Consider the following 15,542-nt stretch of genomic DNA (forward strand, 5'->3'; position numbering starts at 1 on the left):
ACCGATGCTTGCACAACCCACCTGCCCAGACCAGGATCGTCCCTATGCCTGGCTTGTCTTTACCTGGTCTGACAATCCGCCGGGCACACCCTTCATCATGGCCCCGCCGTCCAGCAGCAGTTCACCTGCGGTCATGAACGCGGATTCGTCTGAACCCAGGTAGACGGCCAGATGGGCAACATCGGCGCAATTACCGGGTCGCGGTGTGAGATGCAAGCTCTTCACTGCCGCTTCGAGCTCCGGTGTCGCGACCATCCCGGCGGTCAGCTCATTGATGATCACCCCAACAACGATCGTATTGGCGCGGATCCCGCGCGCGCCATAATCCGTTGCGAGCTGGCGGGTCAGCGCATTCATTCCGCCCTTGGAAGCCGCATAGGCAGGAACACACGCAAAGCCCCGAATCGAGGCGATCGACGACACGTTGATGATGGAACCCCCGCCGGCACGCAACAGGTGCGGAACCGCATATTTGCAGCACCAGAAGGTTGCATAGAGCATCGCCTTGACGATTGCATCGAACTCCCCCGTAGTGTGATCGGCGAGGCATTTATCGGAAGAAGCGGCAATCAAATTGGTGGGCGCTGCATTATTGACCAGGATGTGCAAGCCACCGAATACGTGAACAGACTCCTCCATCAGACGTTTCACGTCGGCTTCCATGCCCAGATCGGCCGCGAGAAATACTGCCTCACCGCCAGCGGCCTTTATATTCTCAACCACGCGAGCGCCACGGCCTGCGTCACGACCGGACACAACGACCTTCGCACCTTGCGCCGCATAGTGATACGCGATCTCCTCGCCAATCCCGCGCGTCGCCCCGGTAACCAACGCGACTTTGTCCTTTAACCGCAGACCGCTTGAACGGGGTATGCTCGCTTGAATTTCCATTTCTATTCCCCCCTGAATCGACAGGGTCGAAACCAGGAATCCCGTACTTTTGCTGCTTCACTCATGCTGATGTACTCCGCGGTTCGTTGTGGAAAACGCCATCGATTTTCCCAGCACTGGCTTGTTTTGACATCACTCAAATAGGTTATGCTGCCAAACAGGTATAAGGTGTACGCAGGTATCCTTTAGCGCTGCTGTCATTCAAAATGAAACAAGAAATCCATCTGGATGATGATCTGCTTTTTGGCCTGATTTACGAGGGCCCCTTGCAGGAAAAGCCCTGGCAAGGCTTTTTGCCCTATCTGCGCGAGATCATGGACGCTCAGGCAGTATCTTTGATGCTGCGTCCGCCCGCCGCTGGAGACAAGGGCGTGATCCTCAATTGCCGCCGCAGTGACGAGCGCTGCCAACAGAATGTGCTGGCCGACACGAACGAGTGGGAGACAATCACTTACCGGGAGCAGTTTTTTGCCATCGATCCCTTTGTCAACCTTCCCTCGGGGAAAGCCGTAACCCAACAGGAATTGGTGCCGGATTCGGAGTTATTGGCCTCGGCATATTACCGGGATTACCTGGAGCCGATCGGGCTGTTTCACATTCTCGGTATAGACATCGTGGAAACGGATGGCCTGATCGCAAAATTGCGAATTGCACGCCGCCGATGTGAAGATGCCTTCGATGATGTACACAAGGCCCTATGTGAGCATTTTCTGCCGCATTTGCGCCGCGCCATCCGGATACACATCCGCCTGAACCGCGCCGAGTCGGAGCGGGATTTATACGCTGGCGCGGTAGATCAGCTCGCGGTCGCCACTATCATCCTCGACGGGAAGGGTCGGGTGTTGAGTACCAATGGCATGGCAGCGGAGATGCTGCGAAGCAAAGACGGCATTGCCATTGACAAGCGGCAACAGCTACAGGTGAGCGATCGCGCAGTCAAAGATCAATTGCGGCAGATGGTGGCCGTCGCCATCAGCGCACAAATGTCCGGCGAGACCAGCATGGCGCACGCTTTGCGCGTCTCCCGCCCCTCTGGCCTGCCCGACCTGGGTTTGGTGGTGCGACCCGTCCCCAGGTCTGAATGGTCCGAGGGACAAGGCCATCCTACGGTCGCGATTTTTATCAGTGACCCGCAACGGCAGGAGAATACGTCCCGACGGATGCTGGAAGAACTTTTCAAATTGACGCCCGCCGAGGCCAATCTCGCCATCAAATTGGCGCGCGGCCTGAGTATCGCTGGCGTCTCCGCCGAGCAAAACATCTCGCGACACACGTCCCGCGCTCAACTCAAATCCATCTTCGCAAAAACCGGCGTCACCCGCCAAGCCGAACTGGTCCGAATGGTTCTCAAGTCCGTTGCCACATTGGGCTAACCGGGTCCGCACGACCGTAACCACGTTCAAACCAGGCCGTTTTTGATCGGCAATTGCTCCTGCTCGAGGAAATCGAACATCACCGCACCGTCCCTGGCCGGAAAGGAGAAGGGAGACACGTCGCGCCAATGCGCCAAGCCGCGCGCGTGTGCTGGAATTGCAGTATCGTTCAAATGTGAACGGGACCAGGTACGGATGGGATCTTTCTCCTCTATGATTTCACGAATTTCCCGATAGCGGGGTATCGCCGGGATGCAGATCTGGGTGGATGCGGATGCCTGTCCGAACGTCATCAAGGAAATCCTGTTCCGGGTCGCGGAGCGTGCCCGGATCATGGTCACGCTGGTCGCCAACCAGGCGGTGGCCACGCCGCGTATCGCCTGGGTGCAGGCGCTGCAGGTCGCGCAGGGCTTCGATGTGGCGGATAACGAGATCGTGAAGCGTGTCGCTCCCGGGGACCTGGTCATCACCGCGGATATTCCGCTCGCCGCGGAGGTCATCGACAAGGGTGCAACGGCGCTCAACCCACGTGGCGAGCTCTATACCCGGGAGAACGTGAAGGCGCGGCTCAATATGCGCGACTTCATGGACACCATGCGCGCCAGCGGTGCGCAGACGGGTGGGCCTCCCGCGCTCAACCAGCGCGATCGCCAGGCATTTGCCAACGCCCTCGATCGCTTTGTGGCCCGGGCGCAGCGCCAGGGAAGCTAACTGCCGGGAGCCGGGGCAGTGGCCTGCGGCATCTGCTCGAGCATCTGTGCCATTTTCCCACGCAATTTCTCGATGCCCTTCCAGGGCCGTACCATCACCTTGAAATCGTCGATCTTCCCGTATCCGTCCCAGTGGATCAGGTCGATTCCATTGATCTCGATTCCGTCCACGCTCGCCACGAATTCGAGTGCGGCATCGCAACCACTGACGATTTCGCGCACATAACGAAAACCGCTACCCTCGAACACCTTGAACGCCGCGCCCAGGTACATCGCCACGAGATCGCGACCCGGTTGTGGCCGGTGCACCACCGGGGAGTGGAAGCAGGCCTCGGGTGCCAGCAGTTCGCGCAATGCGGCAAGATCGCCGGATGCGAGTATTTCGTGCCAGGCGGCAATAACGGGGTAGCTCATGTCAATTCTCCTGCGTGATTCCCGTGTGGTGTCTGGTCGGTACGACCGCGCGATTCACGCAGGGCCGTTGCCGGACAGGGTGGCAATGATCGGGCACCGCTGCTTCTGACCCGTGTGCTCGCATTCGTCGATCAAATGGCTCAGCGCCGATTTCATGCGTTCGAGATCGGTGAGCTTGCTTTGTATTTGCGCCAGCCGTTCGCTGGCAATCCGGCGTATCGATGCGCGATCGGTGCCGTCCTCCAGTTCGATCAGTCCGGAAATTTCGGTGAGCGAAAAGCCCAGTTCCTGTGCCCGCTTGATAAAGCGGATGCGGCTGCCGATCGCCAGCGGATAGTGCCGGTACGTGCCGGCTGAAGAGGGCACCGGCAGCAGACCGCGCCGCTGATAATAGCGGATGGTTTCCACGCCTACCCCGGCGTAATTTGCGAGCTTGCCGATGGTCAGCGTTACAGGCGTATCGGTTGCCATGAAAAAGCCCTTGACTCTGTTGCAGGGTACGGAGTTTATGCTGCGTACCATGGCATTTCAAAGGAGAACGAAATGAATCATTCTCATGACCACGATCAGGCTGCGAGCGCAGCACCGTTGAAAGACCCGGTATGCGGCATGAGCGTGAGCGCGCAATCGCAGCACAGCCACCGCCATGAGGACACGGTGTTCTATTTTTGCAGCGCGCGTTGCCAGGCGCGTTTCGCTGCCGAGCCGCACAGGTTTCTGCACGCCGCCGGTGATGCCCCGCGGGGGGCACCCGAAAAGGCGGTGGAGGGTGCGGTCTACACCTGCCCGATGCATCCGGAAATCCGCCAGCCCGGCCCCGGCGACTGCCCGAAGTGTGGCATGGCGCTGGAGCCCGAGATGCCGAGCCTGGAGGACGAAGAAAACCCGGAGCTGCGCGATTTCCGGCGCCGCTTCTGGTGGACCTTGCCACTGAGCCTGGGTGTATTTGTGCTCGCCATGTTCGGGCATCGCCTGCAGTGGTTCGACATGGCGCTGCAAAGCCGCATCGAGTTGGTGCTGACGCTGCCGGTTGCGCTGTGGGCGGGATGGCCGTTTTTCGTGCGCGGCTGGAATTCGCTCGCCAACCGCAGTCCGAACATGTGGACGCTGATCGGGCTCGGCACCGGAGCCGCGTTCGGCTACAGCGTGGTCGCGACCCTGGCGCCCCAGGTGTTTCCCGCCTCGTTCGTGTCGGAGGGGCGGGTCGCGGTGTATTTCGAGGCCACGGCCGTGATCATCTCGCTGACATTGCTCGGGCAGATGCTGGAGCTGAAGGCACGCTCGCAGACCTCGGCGGCGATCCGCTCGCTGCTCGGCCTGACACCAAAAACCGCGCGCCGCCTGAATGCCGACGGTGGCGAAGAGGACGTGCCGCTCGCACATGTGCATATCGGCGACACGCTGCGGGTGCGCCCCGGCGAGAAGGTACCGACCGATGGCGTGGTGGTCGAGGGCAGCAGCGCGGTCGACGAGTCGATGCTCACCGGCGAAGCGATGCCGGTCGCCAAGCAGGCGGGCGATCGGCTGATCGGAGCCACGCTCAATACCAGCGGCGCACTGCTGATGCGTGCCGAGCGGGTCGGGTCCGCCACCATGCTGGCGCAGATCGTGCAAATGGTGGCGCAGGCGCAGCGCTCGCGGGCGCCGATGCAGCGCATGGCGGATGTGGTGGCGGGCTACTTCGTGCTCGCGGTGGTGGCGGTCGCGCTGCTGAGCCTTTTTGCCTGGGGCATGTTCGGCCCCGAACCGAGCTGGGTGTACGGGCTGATCAGCGCCGTGTCGGTACTGATCATCGCCTGCCCCTGCGCGCTCGGATTGGCGACGCCGATGTCGATCATGGTGGCGACCGGGCTCGGCGCGAAGCGCGGCGTGCTGTTTCGCGACGCGGCGGCGATCGAGCACCTGCGCCGCGTCGATACCCTGATCGTGGACAAGACCGGCACCCTGACCGAGGGACGGCCGGTGTTCGAACAGGTGATCGCGGCACCGGGATTTGCCGTTGACGAGGTGCTGCGCCTGGCCGCCAGCCTCGACCAGGGCAGCGAACATCCGTTGGCCGATGCGATCGTGCGCGCGGCCCGTGAGCGGGGGCTGCAACTCGAGACGGCGGCGGGATTCGAGTCGCTTGCAGGCCTCGGAGTGCGTGGCGCGGTGGGCGATCATGCGCTGGCGCTCGGCAATTCCGCGCTGATGACCCAGAGTGGGGTGATGGTAGATGCGATGACAGACCGCGCCGAAGCCTTGCGCGGGGAAGGTGCGAGCCTGATGTACCTGGCGGTGGATAGTGCGCTCGCCGGGCTGCTCGCGGTATCGGACCCGATCAAGCACAGCACGCAGGCCGCGCTCGATATCCTGGGATCGAGCGGGTTGCGGGTGATCATGGCTACCGGGGATGGCGTTGGCACCGCGCAGGCGGTCGCCCGTCGCCTGGGAATTGCGGAAGTACACGGCGAGCAGCAACCGGGTGACAAGCTGCGCCTGGTCGAGCGCTTGCAGCAGGAGGGCTGCGTGGTGGCGATGGCCGGTGATGGCATCAACGACGCGCCGGCGCTGGCCAGGGCCGATGTGGGCATCGCGATGGGCACCGGCACCGATGTGGCGATGAACAGCGCCGAACTCACCCTGGTCAAGGGTGATCTGCGCGCGGTCGCGGTGGCGCGTGCGCTGTCCGAGGCCACCGTCGCCAACATGAAACAGAACTTGATGTTCGCCTTCCTCTACAATGCGATCGGCATACCGATAGCCGCCGGCGCGTTGTACCCGTTCAGCGGCTGGTTACTGTCACCGATGATCGCGGCGCTGGCGATGAGCGCGAGTTCGGTATCGGTGATCGGGAATGCATTGCGGCTCAGGGGTTCCTGAGCCGGGGAGGCGGGGCGAAATCATCGGGGAGACTGCGGCGCATGCCAGTGAATAGCGCTGAATCGGTGCGAACCGTGCCGCGCGTCATGCTTGGTGGCGCGCTGCTGCTGTGGCTGGCGGGGTGTTATGCGTTGCGTTTCGGATTGATGGAGTCGCGCGCCGCCGCGGATTTTTGCCTGCTCGATGAGACTGCCTGGCCGTGCCTGTTGCGCGCGGAACTCGGGCGCTGGATCTACCTGCAGTATTTTGGCATCGCGGCGTTGTTGTTGGTCCTGGCGGCCAATCTCGCGCGGGGTGGCGCGCGTTTTTTTCTGGCTGCGGCCGCGCTGTTCGTCGCCGTTGCCGCATTGGTGCTCTACAACGTCAATCTCGGCGCGCCCGCGGCCGTGTTCTCGCTGTTGACGCTGGCGGCTCCACGCAGCACGCGTCCCTGAGCGCCACGGCGCATCAACCCGCATCCGAGCACGGTCATGACGGCCGTCCATCCGAGTGCTTCGGCATTGAACACGGTCTCCTGCACCAGCACCACGGGCACGCACAACGCCAGCAAGGCGCCCAGCACCCGGGCGCGCGCTGCGAGATCCGATTCTCCGCCGCGCATGAACCAGATCGCAAACGCGGGCGTCGCAAACACCGCGACCGGAAACTGGCGGTAGCGTGGATCGAAGACCAGGCCGAGCATCTCGATGCAGGCGAGCACCGCCAGCAGCAGCACCGCGCCTTCCTGCCAGCGCGGACAGGGCTTGCCCGCCAGCCGCCGCAGCCAGGCGTAAACCACCGCAGCCGCCACCATGGCGAGCGCAAGATTCCAGCCGAGTTCGTACGGCGTTCTGCTGGCCAGTCCGGCCTGCAGCAGGTGCAGCGCAGCCAGATTGGCCCCCAGCGCAGCGATCAGCGTGGCGCCGGGATTGCGCCATCCGGCAGCGGTCTGCAGCAGCAGCCACAAGCCCAGGCTCAGCAGCAGCCAACGGTGCCAGCCGGGCAGGTTCGAAACCGGCCCCGCAAGTATCCCCTTGTCGACGCGATCGGCGTCGAACATGCCCCAGTAACCGCCAACCGTGCCTTCGTTTAATCGCTTCCAGGGCTGGTCGAAGGCTTCGATCAGGTTGTAGCGCCAGCCGGACGTTTCCGCCAGGCGGATAAAATCGCGGATGAAGCGTGCCTGGTTGACGCGGCTCGGCACCGCGCGCTCGCGCTGGCGTCCCTCCGACGGCCAACCCGTTTCACCGATCAGGATCTCCATGCCCGGAAAAACGCGTTCGATTGCGGCATGTGCATCGCTCACCGCGCGCAGCGCATCCTCGATGCCGCTCGGCTGGTTCTCCCAGTAGGGCAACAGATGAATGGTGATGAAATCGACCGCTTGCGCCAGTTCGGGGTTCTGCAGCCAGAAGTCCCACACATCACCATAACTCACCGGCTGGTGTACGGCCGCCTTCACCCGCTGCAGGTAGCGCGCAAGTTGCGCCGCGCTGCGTTCCTGACGCAACAGTACCTCGTTGCCGACGAGCACCGCGCTGATCACGTCGGGCCAGCGGTTTGCGAGCGCGATCAGCTGCGCGACCTCGGCTTCGTTGGCGACCTCGTCACGCGTGATCCAGGCGCCGGCGATGACCGTCAGGCCGTACTTGCGGGCCAGCGCGGGGAGATCCTGCATATCCTTGACCGCGTAGATTCGCACACAGCTGAAATAGTGTGAAAGCAGCGCAAAGTCGCGTTCGATCTGGCGTGGCTCGACCACGGAGCCCGCAAGCGGCGACTGTCCCGCCACAAACGGAGTGTACGAGACACATTGCAGCTTTTGCCCGGACACCCAGCCGATTCCTGCCTGCTGTTCACGACCGGCCTGGTACCAGAATGCGAGGCTCAGCACGATAGCGAGCACTACGGCCAGCAGGCGCATCAATGCCCCTGGGCGGCAAGCGAGAGTTCGGGATTCTGTGGTGGCGTGATCGCCAGCAGTGACATCAGCACCGCTGCCAGGTAGGGCGTCGATTGCAGCAGCAGCATCACCAGCCATGCCAGCGCGTCGGTGGTATCCATTTCACTCAGCAGCACCATGCCGAGTGCCGCACTCCACAGCAGCGCCAGCACGAACAGTTCCTCGCGTGCTTCCGCCATGGCTTGCCACAAACCACCGTGCTCGCGCAGTTTCGGCGTGCGAAAGAACGGAATGGTTTTTGTCACCAGTCCGTATATCACGGCTTTGCCGATGGTGTGCGACAGCGCCAGCCCGGCTACGGCAGCACCAATCGTGGCGGCCAGCGGAACGCGCATATGATGCCTGTAGACGTAAAGTATCTTGCTGATCTTGGCAAAGAACAGCAGCAGTGGCGGAAACGCAAAGATCAGCGCCGGTGCCAGCACCTTGGTTGGAGCAACCAGCATCGCGCTGGTCCACAGCAGGGCGCCAGTCGTGAAAAAGAGGTTGAGACCATCGGCGCACCAGGGCAGCCAGCCGGCCACGAAATGGAAACGCTGCCCCGCGCTCAGGGTGTTCGAGCGCCCCAGGAACAGACTTCCCGCATGGCGCTTGAGGATCTGCATCGCACCGTAGGCCCAGCGAAAGCGCTGCTTCTTGTAGTCGATGAAGCGATCGGGCATGACGCCGCGGCCATGCGATTCGGGCACATAGGCGGCCGAGTAGCCAGCCTCGAATACGCGCAACCCGAGTTCGGCGTCCTCGGTGATGGTCCATTCCGACCAGCGCAGGCGGTCCATGACCGAGCGTCGGATCATGGTCATGGTGCCATGCTGGATGATCGCGTCGCGGTCATTGCGCGTCACCATCCCCATGTGGAAAAAGCCTTTGTATTCCGCGTGGCAAAATCTCTTGAACAGCGATTGTTCGCCGTCATGGTAATCCTGCGGCGCCTGCACGATCGCGATTCGCGGTTCGGCGAAATGCGGCACCAGGAATTTCAGCCAGTGGCGCTCCACCAGGTAATCGGCATCGATGACCGCGATGACCTTTACATCAGCCGAAGTACGGTCGAGCGCATAATTCAGCGCTCCGGCCTTGAAGCCGGCCAGCGGCGCCACGTGGAAGAAGCGAAACCGTGGGCCGAGCAGCGCGCAATACGCCTCGACCGGGCGCCATACCGCTTCGTCCGCGGTGTTGTTGTCGATCACCAACACCTCGAAATCCGCGTAATCGAGCTGTGCCAGCGCATCCAGCGTGCGCTTCATCATTTCCGGCGGCTCGTTGTAGCACGGCACGTGGATCGATACGCGCGGGCGAAAGCCCTGGTCAGTCTGCACCGAGCCGAACGGGCGACGACGGCTCGCCCACACCGTCTCGGCCAGTTCGTGTGCCTCGACGAACAGCACCGCGAATACTCCAAGTGCCGCGATCACCAGCAGGAAGCCGAGCACATATTCGAGCAGACCAAGGTACTGCCGCGAATAGTCGTAGGCGACGAACACCAGGAACGAGGCGACCGCGAACGCGATCAGCGCGAGAAACGAGCGCCCGCGCTGTTTCAGTCCGGAACTGTCGATCAGCAGAAACGCCAATGCCAGCACCGCGAGCACGATCGAGGCCACCGCGAGGATTCGCCACTGCGGAATCTCCACCACCGGTCCGGTAAACGGGAATTTCTGGTGCCGATCGACATCATAGACACCCCAGTAGGCACCGACATCTCCTTCGTCCCCGGTCTTCCACAATTGATCGAATGCCTCGATCACGAAATAGTGGTAGCCGGCGCGGTTGAGTTCGCTCAGCAGGCGGCGCAGGTAGATCGCCTGATCGGCGGGGTTGGCTTCCGCCGTGCCGCGCGAGCGACCGTGCGAGGGCCAGCCCACTTCCGCCAGCAGCAGCCGCTTCTTGGGGAAGGTCGTTTTCAGCAGTTTTGCATCCGCGAGCACCGAGGCAACCGCCCGGTCGGAACGTTCTTTCTCCCAGTAGGGCAGCATGTGGGCTGCTATCAGCTTCACGTGATCGGCGAGCTCGGGGTATTTCAGCCAGATATGCCAAGGCTCGGCCGTGGAGACCGATACCCTGACCGCCGCATTCACGCGATCGATATAGCCGATGAGTTCGTCAACCGACACATCGCCACGATACAGCGCTTCGTTACCGACCATCACCAGGTCGACATTCTTTTCGCGGTTGGCGATCTCGATGGCGCGCGCGATCTCCCGCTCGTTGTCCTCGCGATTGCTGCCCAGCCAGATGCCGAGCGTTACCGTCATGCCGAATTCCTGCGCAATACGCGGAATCTCGCCCAGCGTGCTGCGCACCGCGTAGGTCCGTAGCCGCTCGGTCTGGGTCGATAGCAGTTCGATATCGGCGCGGATTTCATCTTCCGAGGGATAGATGTTGAGCGTGGGATCCTGATCGCGGTGAAACGGTGAAAACGAGTAGCCCGAGACGTGATCAGGCCAGTCGGGAGCATTGAATGGACGGTTGAAGTAAGCCCAAAGGGCTGCCGAAAGCGCCGCAATGATGGCGACCACCGCGAGGTTGATCAGCGTATTACGCCTGGACATTCGATGAACCTGCTTCTCGCAAACAACGGGAGAACAACTTCGAGAGGCACATATTAAGGCCGTGCAGCCGCGGTAAACAGATTGAAAATTGCGATATTCCGGGCGTGGCGGTACGGGGTCGAGTCCCCCTCGTCAACCGGGTGCAACAGGTTTCAATGGCGGCGGGATGGCTTTTGTCGCTGTCGGGCAAACCAGCCCGCTGGTCGAGCCCGCCGCAGACCCGACGCGTGTGTCATGGCGCGTCTGCCGTGATCGCAATGAAGATCGGTTCCATGCCCTCGGCCTGCATCAGGCGGTTCATCTCCGCGCGCCGCTCGCCGTACCGGGCATCCAGCAACCGGTCGATCGCCGTCGCGCGCGCATCCGTGGCGAGGATCAGCTCCGCTCGTCCCTCGAGCCAGGGACCGCTCACCTTGCCGTCCCAGTCGCAGGGCGCGTAACGCACGAGCGGATCGTTACGCAGCCGTTTCACCTTGCCGAAGCGCGTGGCCGTGCGCAGGCAGACCTTGTCGTTCCACGGCACGAACCAGACCGGCGTTGCCACCTCGGCGCCGTTGCGGCGCCGCGTCACGAGGTTGATGCATTCGGCGGAGGCGAATTCAGGAGGGTGCGCCGGGTCTGAATCGAGGTCGGATTGCGCCATGGGATCTGTCATCGGCAACGGAATGCCGGGAGTCTATTGGAAATTGGTGCTGCTGTCGCAAACACACTCCTACCGGAGGCTGAAGCGCTGCTCCGCGCCGGCGTCACCCGTGCAGATCCGGTCGATTTCGGCAAGCTCCGCGCTATCGAGCGTCCACTGTGCCGCCGCGACGTGCTCCTCGAGTTGCGCCGCCCGGCTTGCTCCCGCGATCACCGAGCACACGCGCGGCTGTGCCAGCAGCCAGGCGATCGCCAGTTCGCCGACGGTATGTCCGCGCGCGCGTGCGAATGATTCAAACCCTTCGAGCTTCGTCCAGTTGGCATCGGTGGTGATCTGGTGATAGGCCATCGGCCGGGTGGCGAGCAGCGAGTCCGCGGGAAAGGGCTGGTCGCGGCGGTACTTGCCGGTAAGAAAGCCACCGGCCAGTGGCCCCCACGGAATGAGGCCGAGTCCGTGGGCGCCACAGGCCGGAACATGGTCCTGCTCGATTTCCCGCTGCAGCAGGTTGTACAGCGGTTGTGACGTCGCGAAAGCATTCAGATTGCTGCAGCGCGAGGTCCACATCGCCTCCGATACCTGCCATGCGGCAAAATTGCTGCAGCCGGTGTAGCGCACCTTGCCCGCGCGTACGAGATCGTCGAGCGCACGCAACGTTTCCTCGATCGGCGTCGATGGGTCGGGAAAATGGATCTGGTAGAGATCGATGTAGTCGGTGCCGAGACGCCTGAGGCTCGCTTCCGCCGCGCGGATCACGTTGAGGCGCGAACCGCCACGTGCGTTGGGGCGCGGATCGACCGGCGCACCCGATGGCCCGCCGCCCATGGGCCAGCCGAACTTGGTCGCGATCACGAGGTCCGCCCGCCGCCCCTTGATCGCCTTGCCGACGAACTCCTCCGAGCGGCCCATATCGTAGACATCGGCGGTATCGATGAAGCTGATGCCCAGCTCCAGCGCGCGATCGATCACCGCGGTGGACGCCGCCGCGTCGTGCAGCCAGCCGAAATAGTGAGTGCCCAGCCCGATGGCGGAAACTTTAAGCCCCGCTCTGCCCAGATTGCGATGCTCCACGCTCGTCCTCCTGTGAACCCATGATTGCTCGATTCAGCAAATAGTCTCGTCAAACGCCTGGTAGATCACGGCGCCCTCCGTTATCCCGCGGCACCGGCCAATCCGCCAGGTCAGCCAGACCACAATCGACGGAATCGAATCCGCCAGATGCAGTGCAGGAACCACTGCGCCGGTGACTTCGGTGATAATCCAACTCAACGCCAGACAAGCAGCGGTTAACCGGAATACATTACGTCGCTCAAGTTCATTGTAGAAGGACTCGGCTTTTTTGTTCCTGTTGGCCAGGACTATTTCTTGCCTGCCCAGTTCTCCAACCGCAGGCCAGGCACCTGTTTGAATTCTTTCGTATTGTTAGTGACCAGAACCAGGCCCTGCGAGCGGGCATGACCAGCAATCATCTGGTCGTACGGCCCGATCGGTTTGCCGCGTTGGGCCAATTCAGCCCGAATCTGTCCGGTATGCATGGCGGCATTATCATCGTAGGGAAGCACTTCGAGCCGAGCTGAAAACCCTTCGATAACTCTCAGGTTTCTTGCCGGTGACGCCGACTTTTCAGCGCCATAAACAAGCTCCATCAGGGACACCGATGACATGCATGCCTGTCCACTGCGGGTATTGAAAATCTCGCGCACATCGTCAGGCCGGTTCTTGATTATATAAATGGCAATATTGGTATCGAGCATGTACTTCAGCATTCAAAGTTCGCGCCTTTCCTGATCGGCAGGCTGGTCCCTGGTTGACATGAAGTCTTCCGTTGCGCTTTCGCCGCTGAACCAGCTGTCCCAGGATTCACCTTCTGGTGCAATCAAGCGCGAACGGCCCAATACCACGACATCAACCCGTGTAACGGATTCAGGCAAAGCCACTGACTTGGGCAGTCGAATTGCCTGGCTTCGGTTGGTCTTGAAAACACTCGCTTTTTCCATTGCCTACTCCGGGATATACGTTAAGTATACACATTGTATGGGCGGTTTGGGATATGTCAATGACTCATCGCCGCTCCCAACTACTCCGTCGGCAGATTCATCTTGCGCAGAAAGGTTTTGTAGCGGGGGTCGTCGGCCAGGTTCTTGCGTTCATCTGCACGCGCGTGCTCCTTCCTGTCGATGAACGTTGTATTCAGCAACCCGGCTCCTCAAACGCCTGGTAGATCACGGCACCCTCCGTATCCCGCGGCACCGGCCAACCCGCCAGGTGGCAGATCGTGGGGACCAGGTCGATGCACCAGACATTGCGTTCGATCTGCACGCCCTTGCGGATTCCGGGGCCGCTGAGCGCAAACAGGCCGCGCAGCGATCCGCCCTGCCAGTCGGCGGTCGGCAGAAATGGACCGTGCTGATAACCGTGATCGTGCTTCAGCGCATACACGACATCGCCCGCCTGCTCACCGTAGATATTGAGAAAGCGCGCGTCCTCCTTGCGCAACGCGAACAGGACTGGCTTGCGGCCCGATGTCGGTTCGACGTAGTCGGAGAGCGCCTGGATGATCTCATCCTGTACTGCGCGATAGTGCTCGCCGCCGTGAACGATGCCATCCGGGTCGCGACCCTCCTGGTTGATATGAATCCAGCACACGGGCCGCGCCAGCGCACGCGTCTGCGACCAGTCGATCTTGCCTGCGGCGTCGCGCGCCAGCAGCCCGGCGTCCTGGAGGATCGCATTGGCATCGATGCCGGGATGGCCCGCGGGCTTGGCACCGTGGTCGGAAATCAGCGCCAGCAGCGTTTCATTCTCGTCCACGCACTCGATCAGGTCGCGCGCCAGGCGATCGCAGGCCTGGTAGATGCCGAGTTCCAGCGCTTCGTGCTGGCGGCGTTCTTCGGCGTTCTTCGCCAGTCTCGGGTCGAGCACGTGCGGGATCGAATGCCACGAGGTATCGGGCAGGTGGTAGCGCATCACGAACAGGTCCCACGGCTTGTTCTTCATGACGTGGGTGCAGGCGTCCGCATACCACTGCCGCTGCATCTCGATTTCCTCGAGCAGCGTGTTGGCGCCGAACCAGCCCTTGTCATAGCCGAAAAACCCGCTGTCGGGATTGGGCAGACCTTTGGTGGAGACGATCTCCGTGGCCAGCGAGGCGGGTGAGGACCAACCTTCGAGTGCACAGAAGGAACTGTGGTAGAGGCGCAGATCACTGGCATCCGCTGACAGCTCGAGCAGCTTCAGCGCAAACGCACAGCGCTCGGGGCCCGCTTCGGTCGGGAACGTGTGCTGAAGTACGCCACTCCATTCGCCGACCCGCAGTTCCGCGAGCGATACGGCCGCATCCTTGTGCTCGCAGACCAGCACGCGGTCGAAGCCCTTGCCCTGCGTGTCCACGACCAGCAGTTGCCAGGTCGGCGGCGCAAGCGGGTATCGGCCACCGGAGGCACGCACCTCGAGCTCTGCCGCGAGCAGCCGCGATGCCGCAGGCAGATTGCTCCACCCCTCGGGTGCAGCCAGTTCAATGCGCACAGGAACCCGCGAGTCGGGTTGAAAGCTCGCCGTGCAGAACAACCCGCCACTGGCGCTCGCGGCAAAAACTCCTGGTGCAGCAGCGCCGGTTCCCAGCCCGTCTTCGTCGAGGCGTACCGCGTCTGACGAAATGCCTTGCTCCTGGCTCGCGACCGCGAGGTTCGGGTGGAACCACTGGTTGATGTCGCAACCGGAACCGCCGATCTGGATGCCGTCGTCCACGACCGGCGGCCAGGTGGTGACGAAGTTCACGACGACCGATTTCTTGCCGGCGCGTGCAATCGCATTCCAGACATATTCGGCCTTCACATCCGGGCTGTGGAATGCCATGTGGGCGCGATCCAGCGGATCGCCGGGACGGCGTACGTTATAGTCGGATATGCCGTGCGTACCCGGCCACGCACCCGTGGCGATCGAGGTCCAGTTGGCCGGTGTCGCGGTCGGTAGCGGCACCATGGCGTTCGGAGCCAGCACGCCGTTGTCGATCAGCCTGGCGAGTGCGGGCAGCTTGCCCTCGCGGCAGTAGCGCAGCAGCGCCGGTGCGACCGGACCGTCCAGACCGAAGATCAGAACCTTGCGTGGTCTTGTGTTCATGGCGTTTTCTCCAGCGAACCGCCTGCACGGCAATTTTCG

At 62.3% G+C, this 15,542-nt stretch carries 15 protein-coding genes; 4 read left to right on the forward strand and 11 right to left on the reverse strand.

Annotated features, from left to right (window positions below):
- Nucleotides 1-42 precede the first annotated feature (42 nt).
- Nucleotides 43-891, reverse strand: coding sequence for an SDR family oxidoreductase (locus IPF49_14390; protein ID MBK6288793.1), 849 nt, complete (start codon nt 889-891; stop codon nt 43-45).
- A 206-nt stretch (nt 892-1,097) separates the two neighbouring features.
- Here IPF49_14390 and IPF49_14395 point away from each other — a divergent pair, with 206 nt between their 5' ends.
- Nucleotides 1,098-2,264 carry a helix-turn-helix transcriptional regulator gene (locus tag IPF49_14395; GenBank protein MBK6288794.1) on the forward strand — a complete coding sequence of 389 codons (1,167 nt, stop codon included), beginning with the start codon at nt 1,098-1,100 and terminating at the stop codon, nt 2,262-2,264.
- Between the two features lie 26 nt (nt 2,265-2,290).
- On the opposite strand, the gene IPF49_14400 is transcribed toward IPF49_14395, so the two are convergent.
- Nucleotides 2,291-2,557: a hypothetical protein gene (locus IPF49_14400; protein MBK6288795.1), complete on the reverse strand. Its 267-nt coding sequence runs from the start codon at nt 2,555-2,557 to the stop codon at nt 2,291-2,293.
- On the opposite strand from IPF49_14400, the gene IPF49_14405 reads away from it, so the two are divergent.
- Nucleotides 2,517-2,975 (forward strand): YaiI/YqxD family protein, encoded by a 459-nt coding sequence (locus tag IPF49_14405; GenBank protein ID MBK6288796.1) that lies wholly within the window; start codon nt 2,517-2,519, stop codon nt 2,973-2,975. The two genes, IPF49_14400 and IPF49_14405, sit on opposite strands and share 41 nt — an antisense overlap.
- On the opposite strand, the gene IPF49_14410 is transcribed toward IPF49_14405, so the two are convergent.
- Nucleotides 2,972-3,388, reverse strand: a complete 417-nt coding sequence (locus tag IPF49_14410; protein MBK6288797.1) for a nuclear transport factor 2 family protein — start codon at nt 3,386-3,388, stop codon at nt 2,972-2,974. The two genes, IPF49_14405 and IPF49_14410, sit on opposite strands and share 4 nt — an antisense overlap.
- Nucleotides 3,389-3,442: 54 nt before the next feature.
- A complete protein-coding gene (locus IPF49_14415; protein MBK6288798.1) occupies nt 3,443-3,859 on the reverse strand; it encodes a MerR family DNA-binding protein in 417 nt (138 codons plus the stop codon).
- A 72-nt stretch (nt 3,860-3,931) separates the two neighbouring features.
- Here IPF49_14415 and IPF49_14420 point away from each other — a divergent pair, with 72 nt between their 5' ends.
- Entirely contained in the window at nt 3,932-6,250 is a 2,319-nt protein-coding gene (locus IPF49_14420) for a heavy metal translocating P-type ATPase (protein MBK6288799.1), read from the forward strand.
- A 41-nt stretch (nt 6,251-6,291) separates the two neighbouring features.
- Nucleotides 6,292-6,684, forward strand: coding sequence for a hypothetical protein (locus IPF49_14425; GenBank protein MBK6288800.1), 393 nt, complete (start codon nt 6,292-6,294; stop codon nt 6,682-6,684).
- Here the strand turns inward: IPF49_14425 and IPF49_14430 are convergent.
- From IPF49_14430 to IPF49_14460, 7 genes are all read right to left on the reverse strand, one after another.
- Nucleotides 6,606-8,153 (reverse strand): beta (1-6) glucans synthase, encoded by a 1,548-nt coding sequence (locus IPF49_14430; GenBank protein ID MBK6288801.1) that lies wholly within the window; start codon nt 8,151-8,153, stop codon nt 6,606-6,608. The two genes, IPF49_14425 and IPF49_14430, sit on opposite strands and share 79 nt — an antisense overlap.
- Nucleotides 8,153-10,744 (reverse strand): glycosyltransferase, encoded by a 2,592-nt coding sequence (locus IPF49_14435; protein ID MBK6288802.1) that lies wholly within the window; start codon nt 10,742-10,744, stop codon nt 8,153-8,155. Before IPF49_14435 ends, IPF49_14430 begins: the two co-directional genes overlap by 1 nt.
- Before the next feature lie 232 nt (nt 10,745-10,976).
- Nucleotides 10,977-11,387, reverse strand: a complete 411-nt coding sequence (locus tag IPF49_14440) for a PPOX class F420-dependent oxidoreductase (GenBank protein MBK6288803.1) — start codon at nt 11,385-11,387, stop codon at nt 10,977-10,979.
- Nucleotides 11,388-11,456: 69 nt separating this feature from the next.
- Complete coding sequence (locus IPF49_14445; protein ID MBK6288804.1) at nt 11,457-12,455, reverse strand: aldo/keto reductase; 999 nt, start codon at nt 12,453-12,455, stop codon at nt 11,457-11,459.
- 287 nt (nt 12,456-12,742) lie between these two features.
- Entirely contained in the window at nt 12,743-13,150 is a 408-nt protein-coding gene (gene vapC / locus IPF49_14450; protein ID MBK6288805.1) for a tRNA(fMet)-specific endonuclease VapC, read from the reverse strand.
- Nucleotides 13,151-13,381: an antitoxin gene (locus tag IPF49_14455; GenBank protein MBK6288806.1), complete on the reverse strand. Its 231-nt coding sequence runs from the start codon at nt 13,379-13,381 to the stop codon at nt 13,151-13,153. It abuts the gene before it with no gap.
- 193 nt (nt 13,382-13,574) lie between these two features.
- Nucleotides 13,575-15,503: an alkaline phosphatase family protein gene (locus IPF49_14460; GenBank protein MBK6288807.1), complete on the reverse strand. Its 1,929-nt coding sequence runs from the start codon at nt 15,501-15,503 to the stop codon at nt 13,575-13,577.
- Between the last annotated feature and the right edge of the window lie 39 nt (nt 15,504-15,542).

The sequence above is a fragment of the Gammaproteobacteria bacterium genome, from assembly GCA_016705365.1.
Classification (GTDB): domain Bacteria; phylum Pseudomonadota; class Gammaproteobacteria; order Pseudomonadales; family UBA5518; genus UBA5518.

What these genes read in the sequence shown, in the direction of transcription:
- IPF49_14390 (MBK6288793.1), bottom strand. Translation starts at nt 891, where the DNA reads ATGGAAATTCAAGCGAGCATACCCCGTTCAAGCGGTCTGCGGTTAAAG.
- IPF49_14395 (MBK6288794.1), top strand. Translation starts at nt 1,098, where the DNA reads ATGAAACAAGAAATCCATCTGGATGATGATCTGCTTTTTGGCCTGATT.
- IPF49_14405 (MBK6288796.1), top strand. Translation starts at nt 2,517, where the DNA reads ATGCAGATCTGGGTGGATGCGGATGCCTGTCCGAACGTCATCAAGGAA.
- IPF49_14400 (MBK6288795.1), bottom strand. Translation starts at nt 2,557, where the DNA reads ATGACGTTCGGACAGGCATCCGCATCCACCCAGATCTGCATCCCGGCG.
- IPF49_14410 (MBK6288797.1), bottom strand. Translation starts at nt 3,388, where the DNA reads ATGAGCTACCCCGTTATTGCCGCCTGGCACGAAATACTCGCATCCGGC.
- IPF49_14415 (MBK6288798.1), bottom strand. Translation starts at nt 3,859, where the DNA reads ATGGCAACCGATACGCCTGTAACGCTGACCATCGGCAAGCTCGCAAAT.
- IPF49_14420 (MBK6288799.1), top strand. Translation starts at nt 3,932, where the DNA reads ATGAATCATTCTCATGACCACGATCAGGCTGCGAGCGCAGCACCGTTG.
- IPF49_14425 (MBK6288800.1), top strand. Translation starts at nt 6,292, where the DNA reads ATGCCAGTGAATAGCGCTGAATCGGTGCGAACCGTGCCGCGCGTCATG.
- IPF49_14430 (MBK6288801.1), bottom strand. Translation starts at nt 8,153, where the DNA reads ATGCGCCTGCTGGCCGTAGTGCTCGCTATCGTGCTGAGCCTCGCATTC.
- IPF49_14435 (MBK6288802.1), bottom strand. Translation starts at nt 10,744, where the DNA reads ATGTCCAGGCGTAATACGCTGATCAACCTCGCGGTGGTCGCCATCATT.
- IPF49_14440 (MBK6288803.1), bottom strand. Translation starts at nt 11,387, where the DNA reads ATGGCGCAATCCGACCTCGATTCAGACCCGGCGCACCCTCCTGAATTC.
- vapC (MBK6288805.1), bottom strand. Translation starts at nt 13,150, where the DNA reads ATGCTGAAGTACATGCTCGATACCAATATTGCCATTTATATAATCAAG.
- IPF49_14455 (MBK6288806.1), bottom strand. Translation starts at nt 13,381, where the DNA reads ATGGAAAAAGCGAGTGTTTTCAAGACCAACCGAAGCCAGGCAATTCGA.
- IPF49_14460 (MBK6288807.1), bottom strand. Translation starts at nt 15,503, where the DNA reads ATGAACACAAGACCACGCAAGGTTCTGATCTTCGGTCTGGACGGTCCG.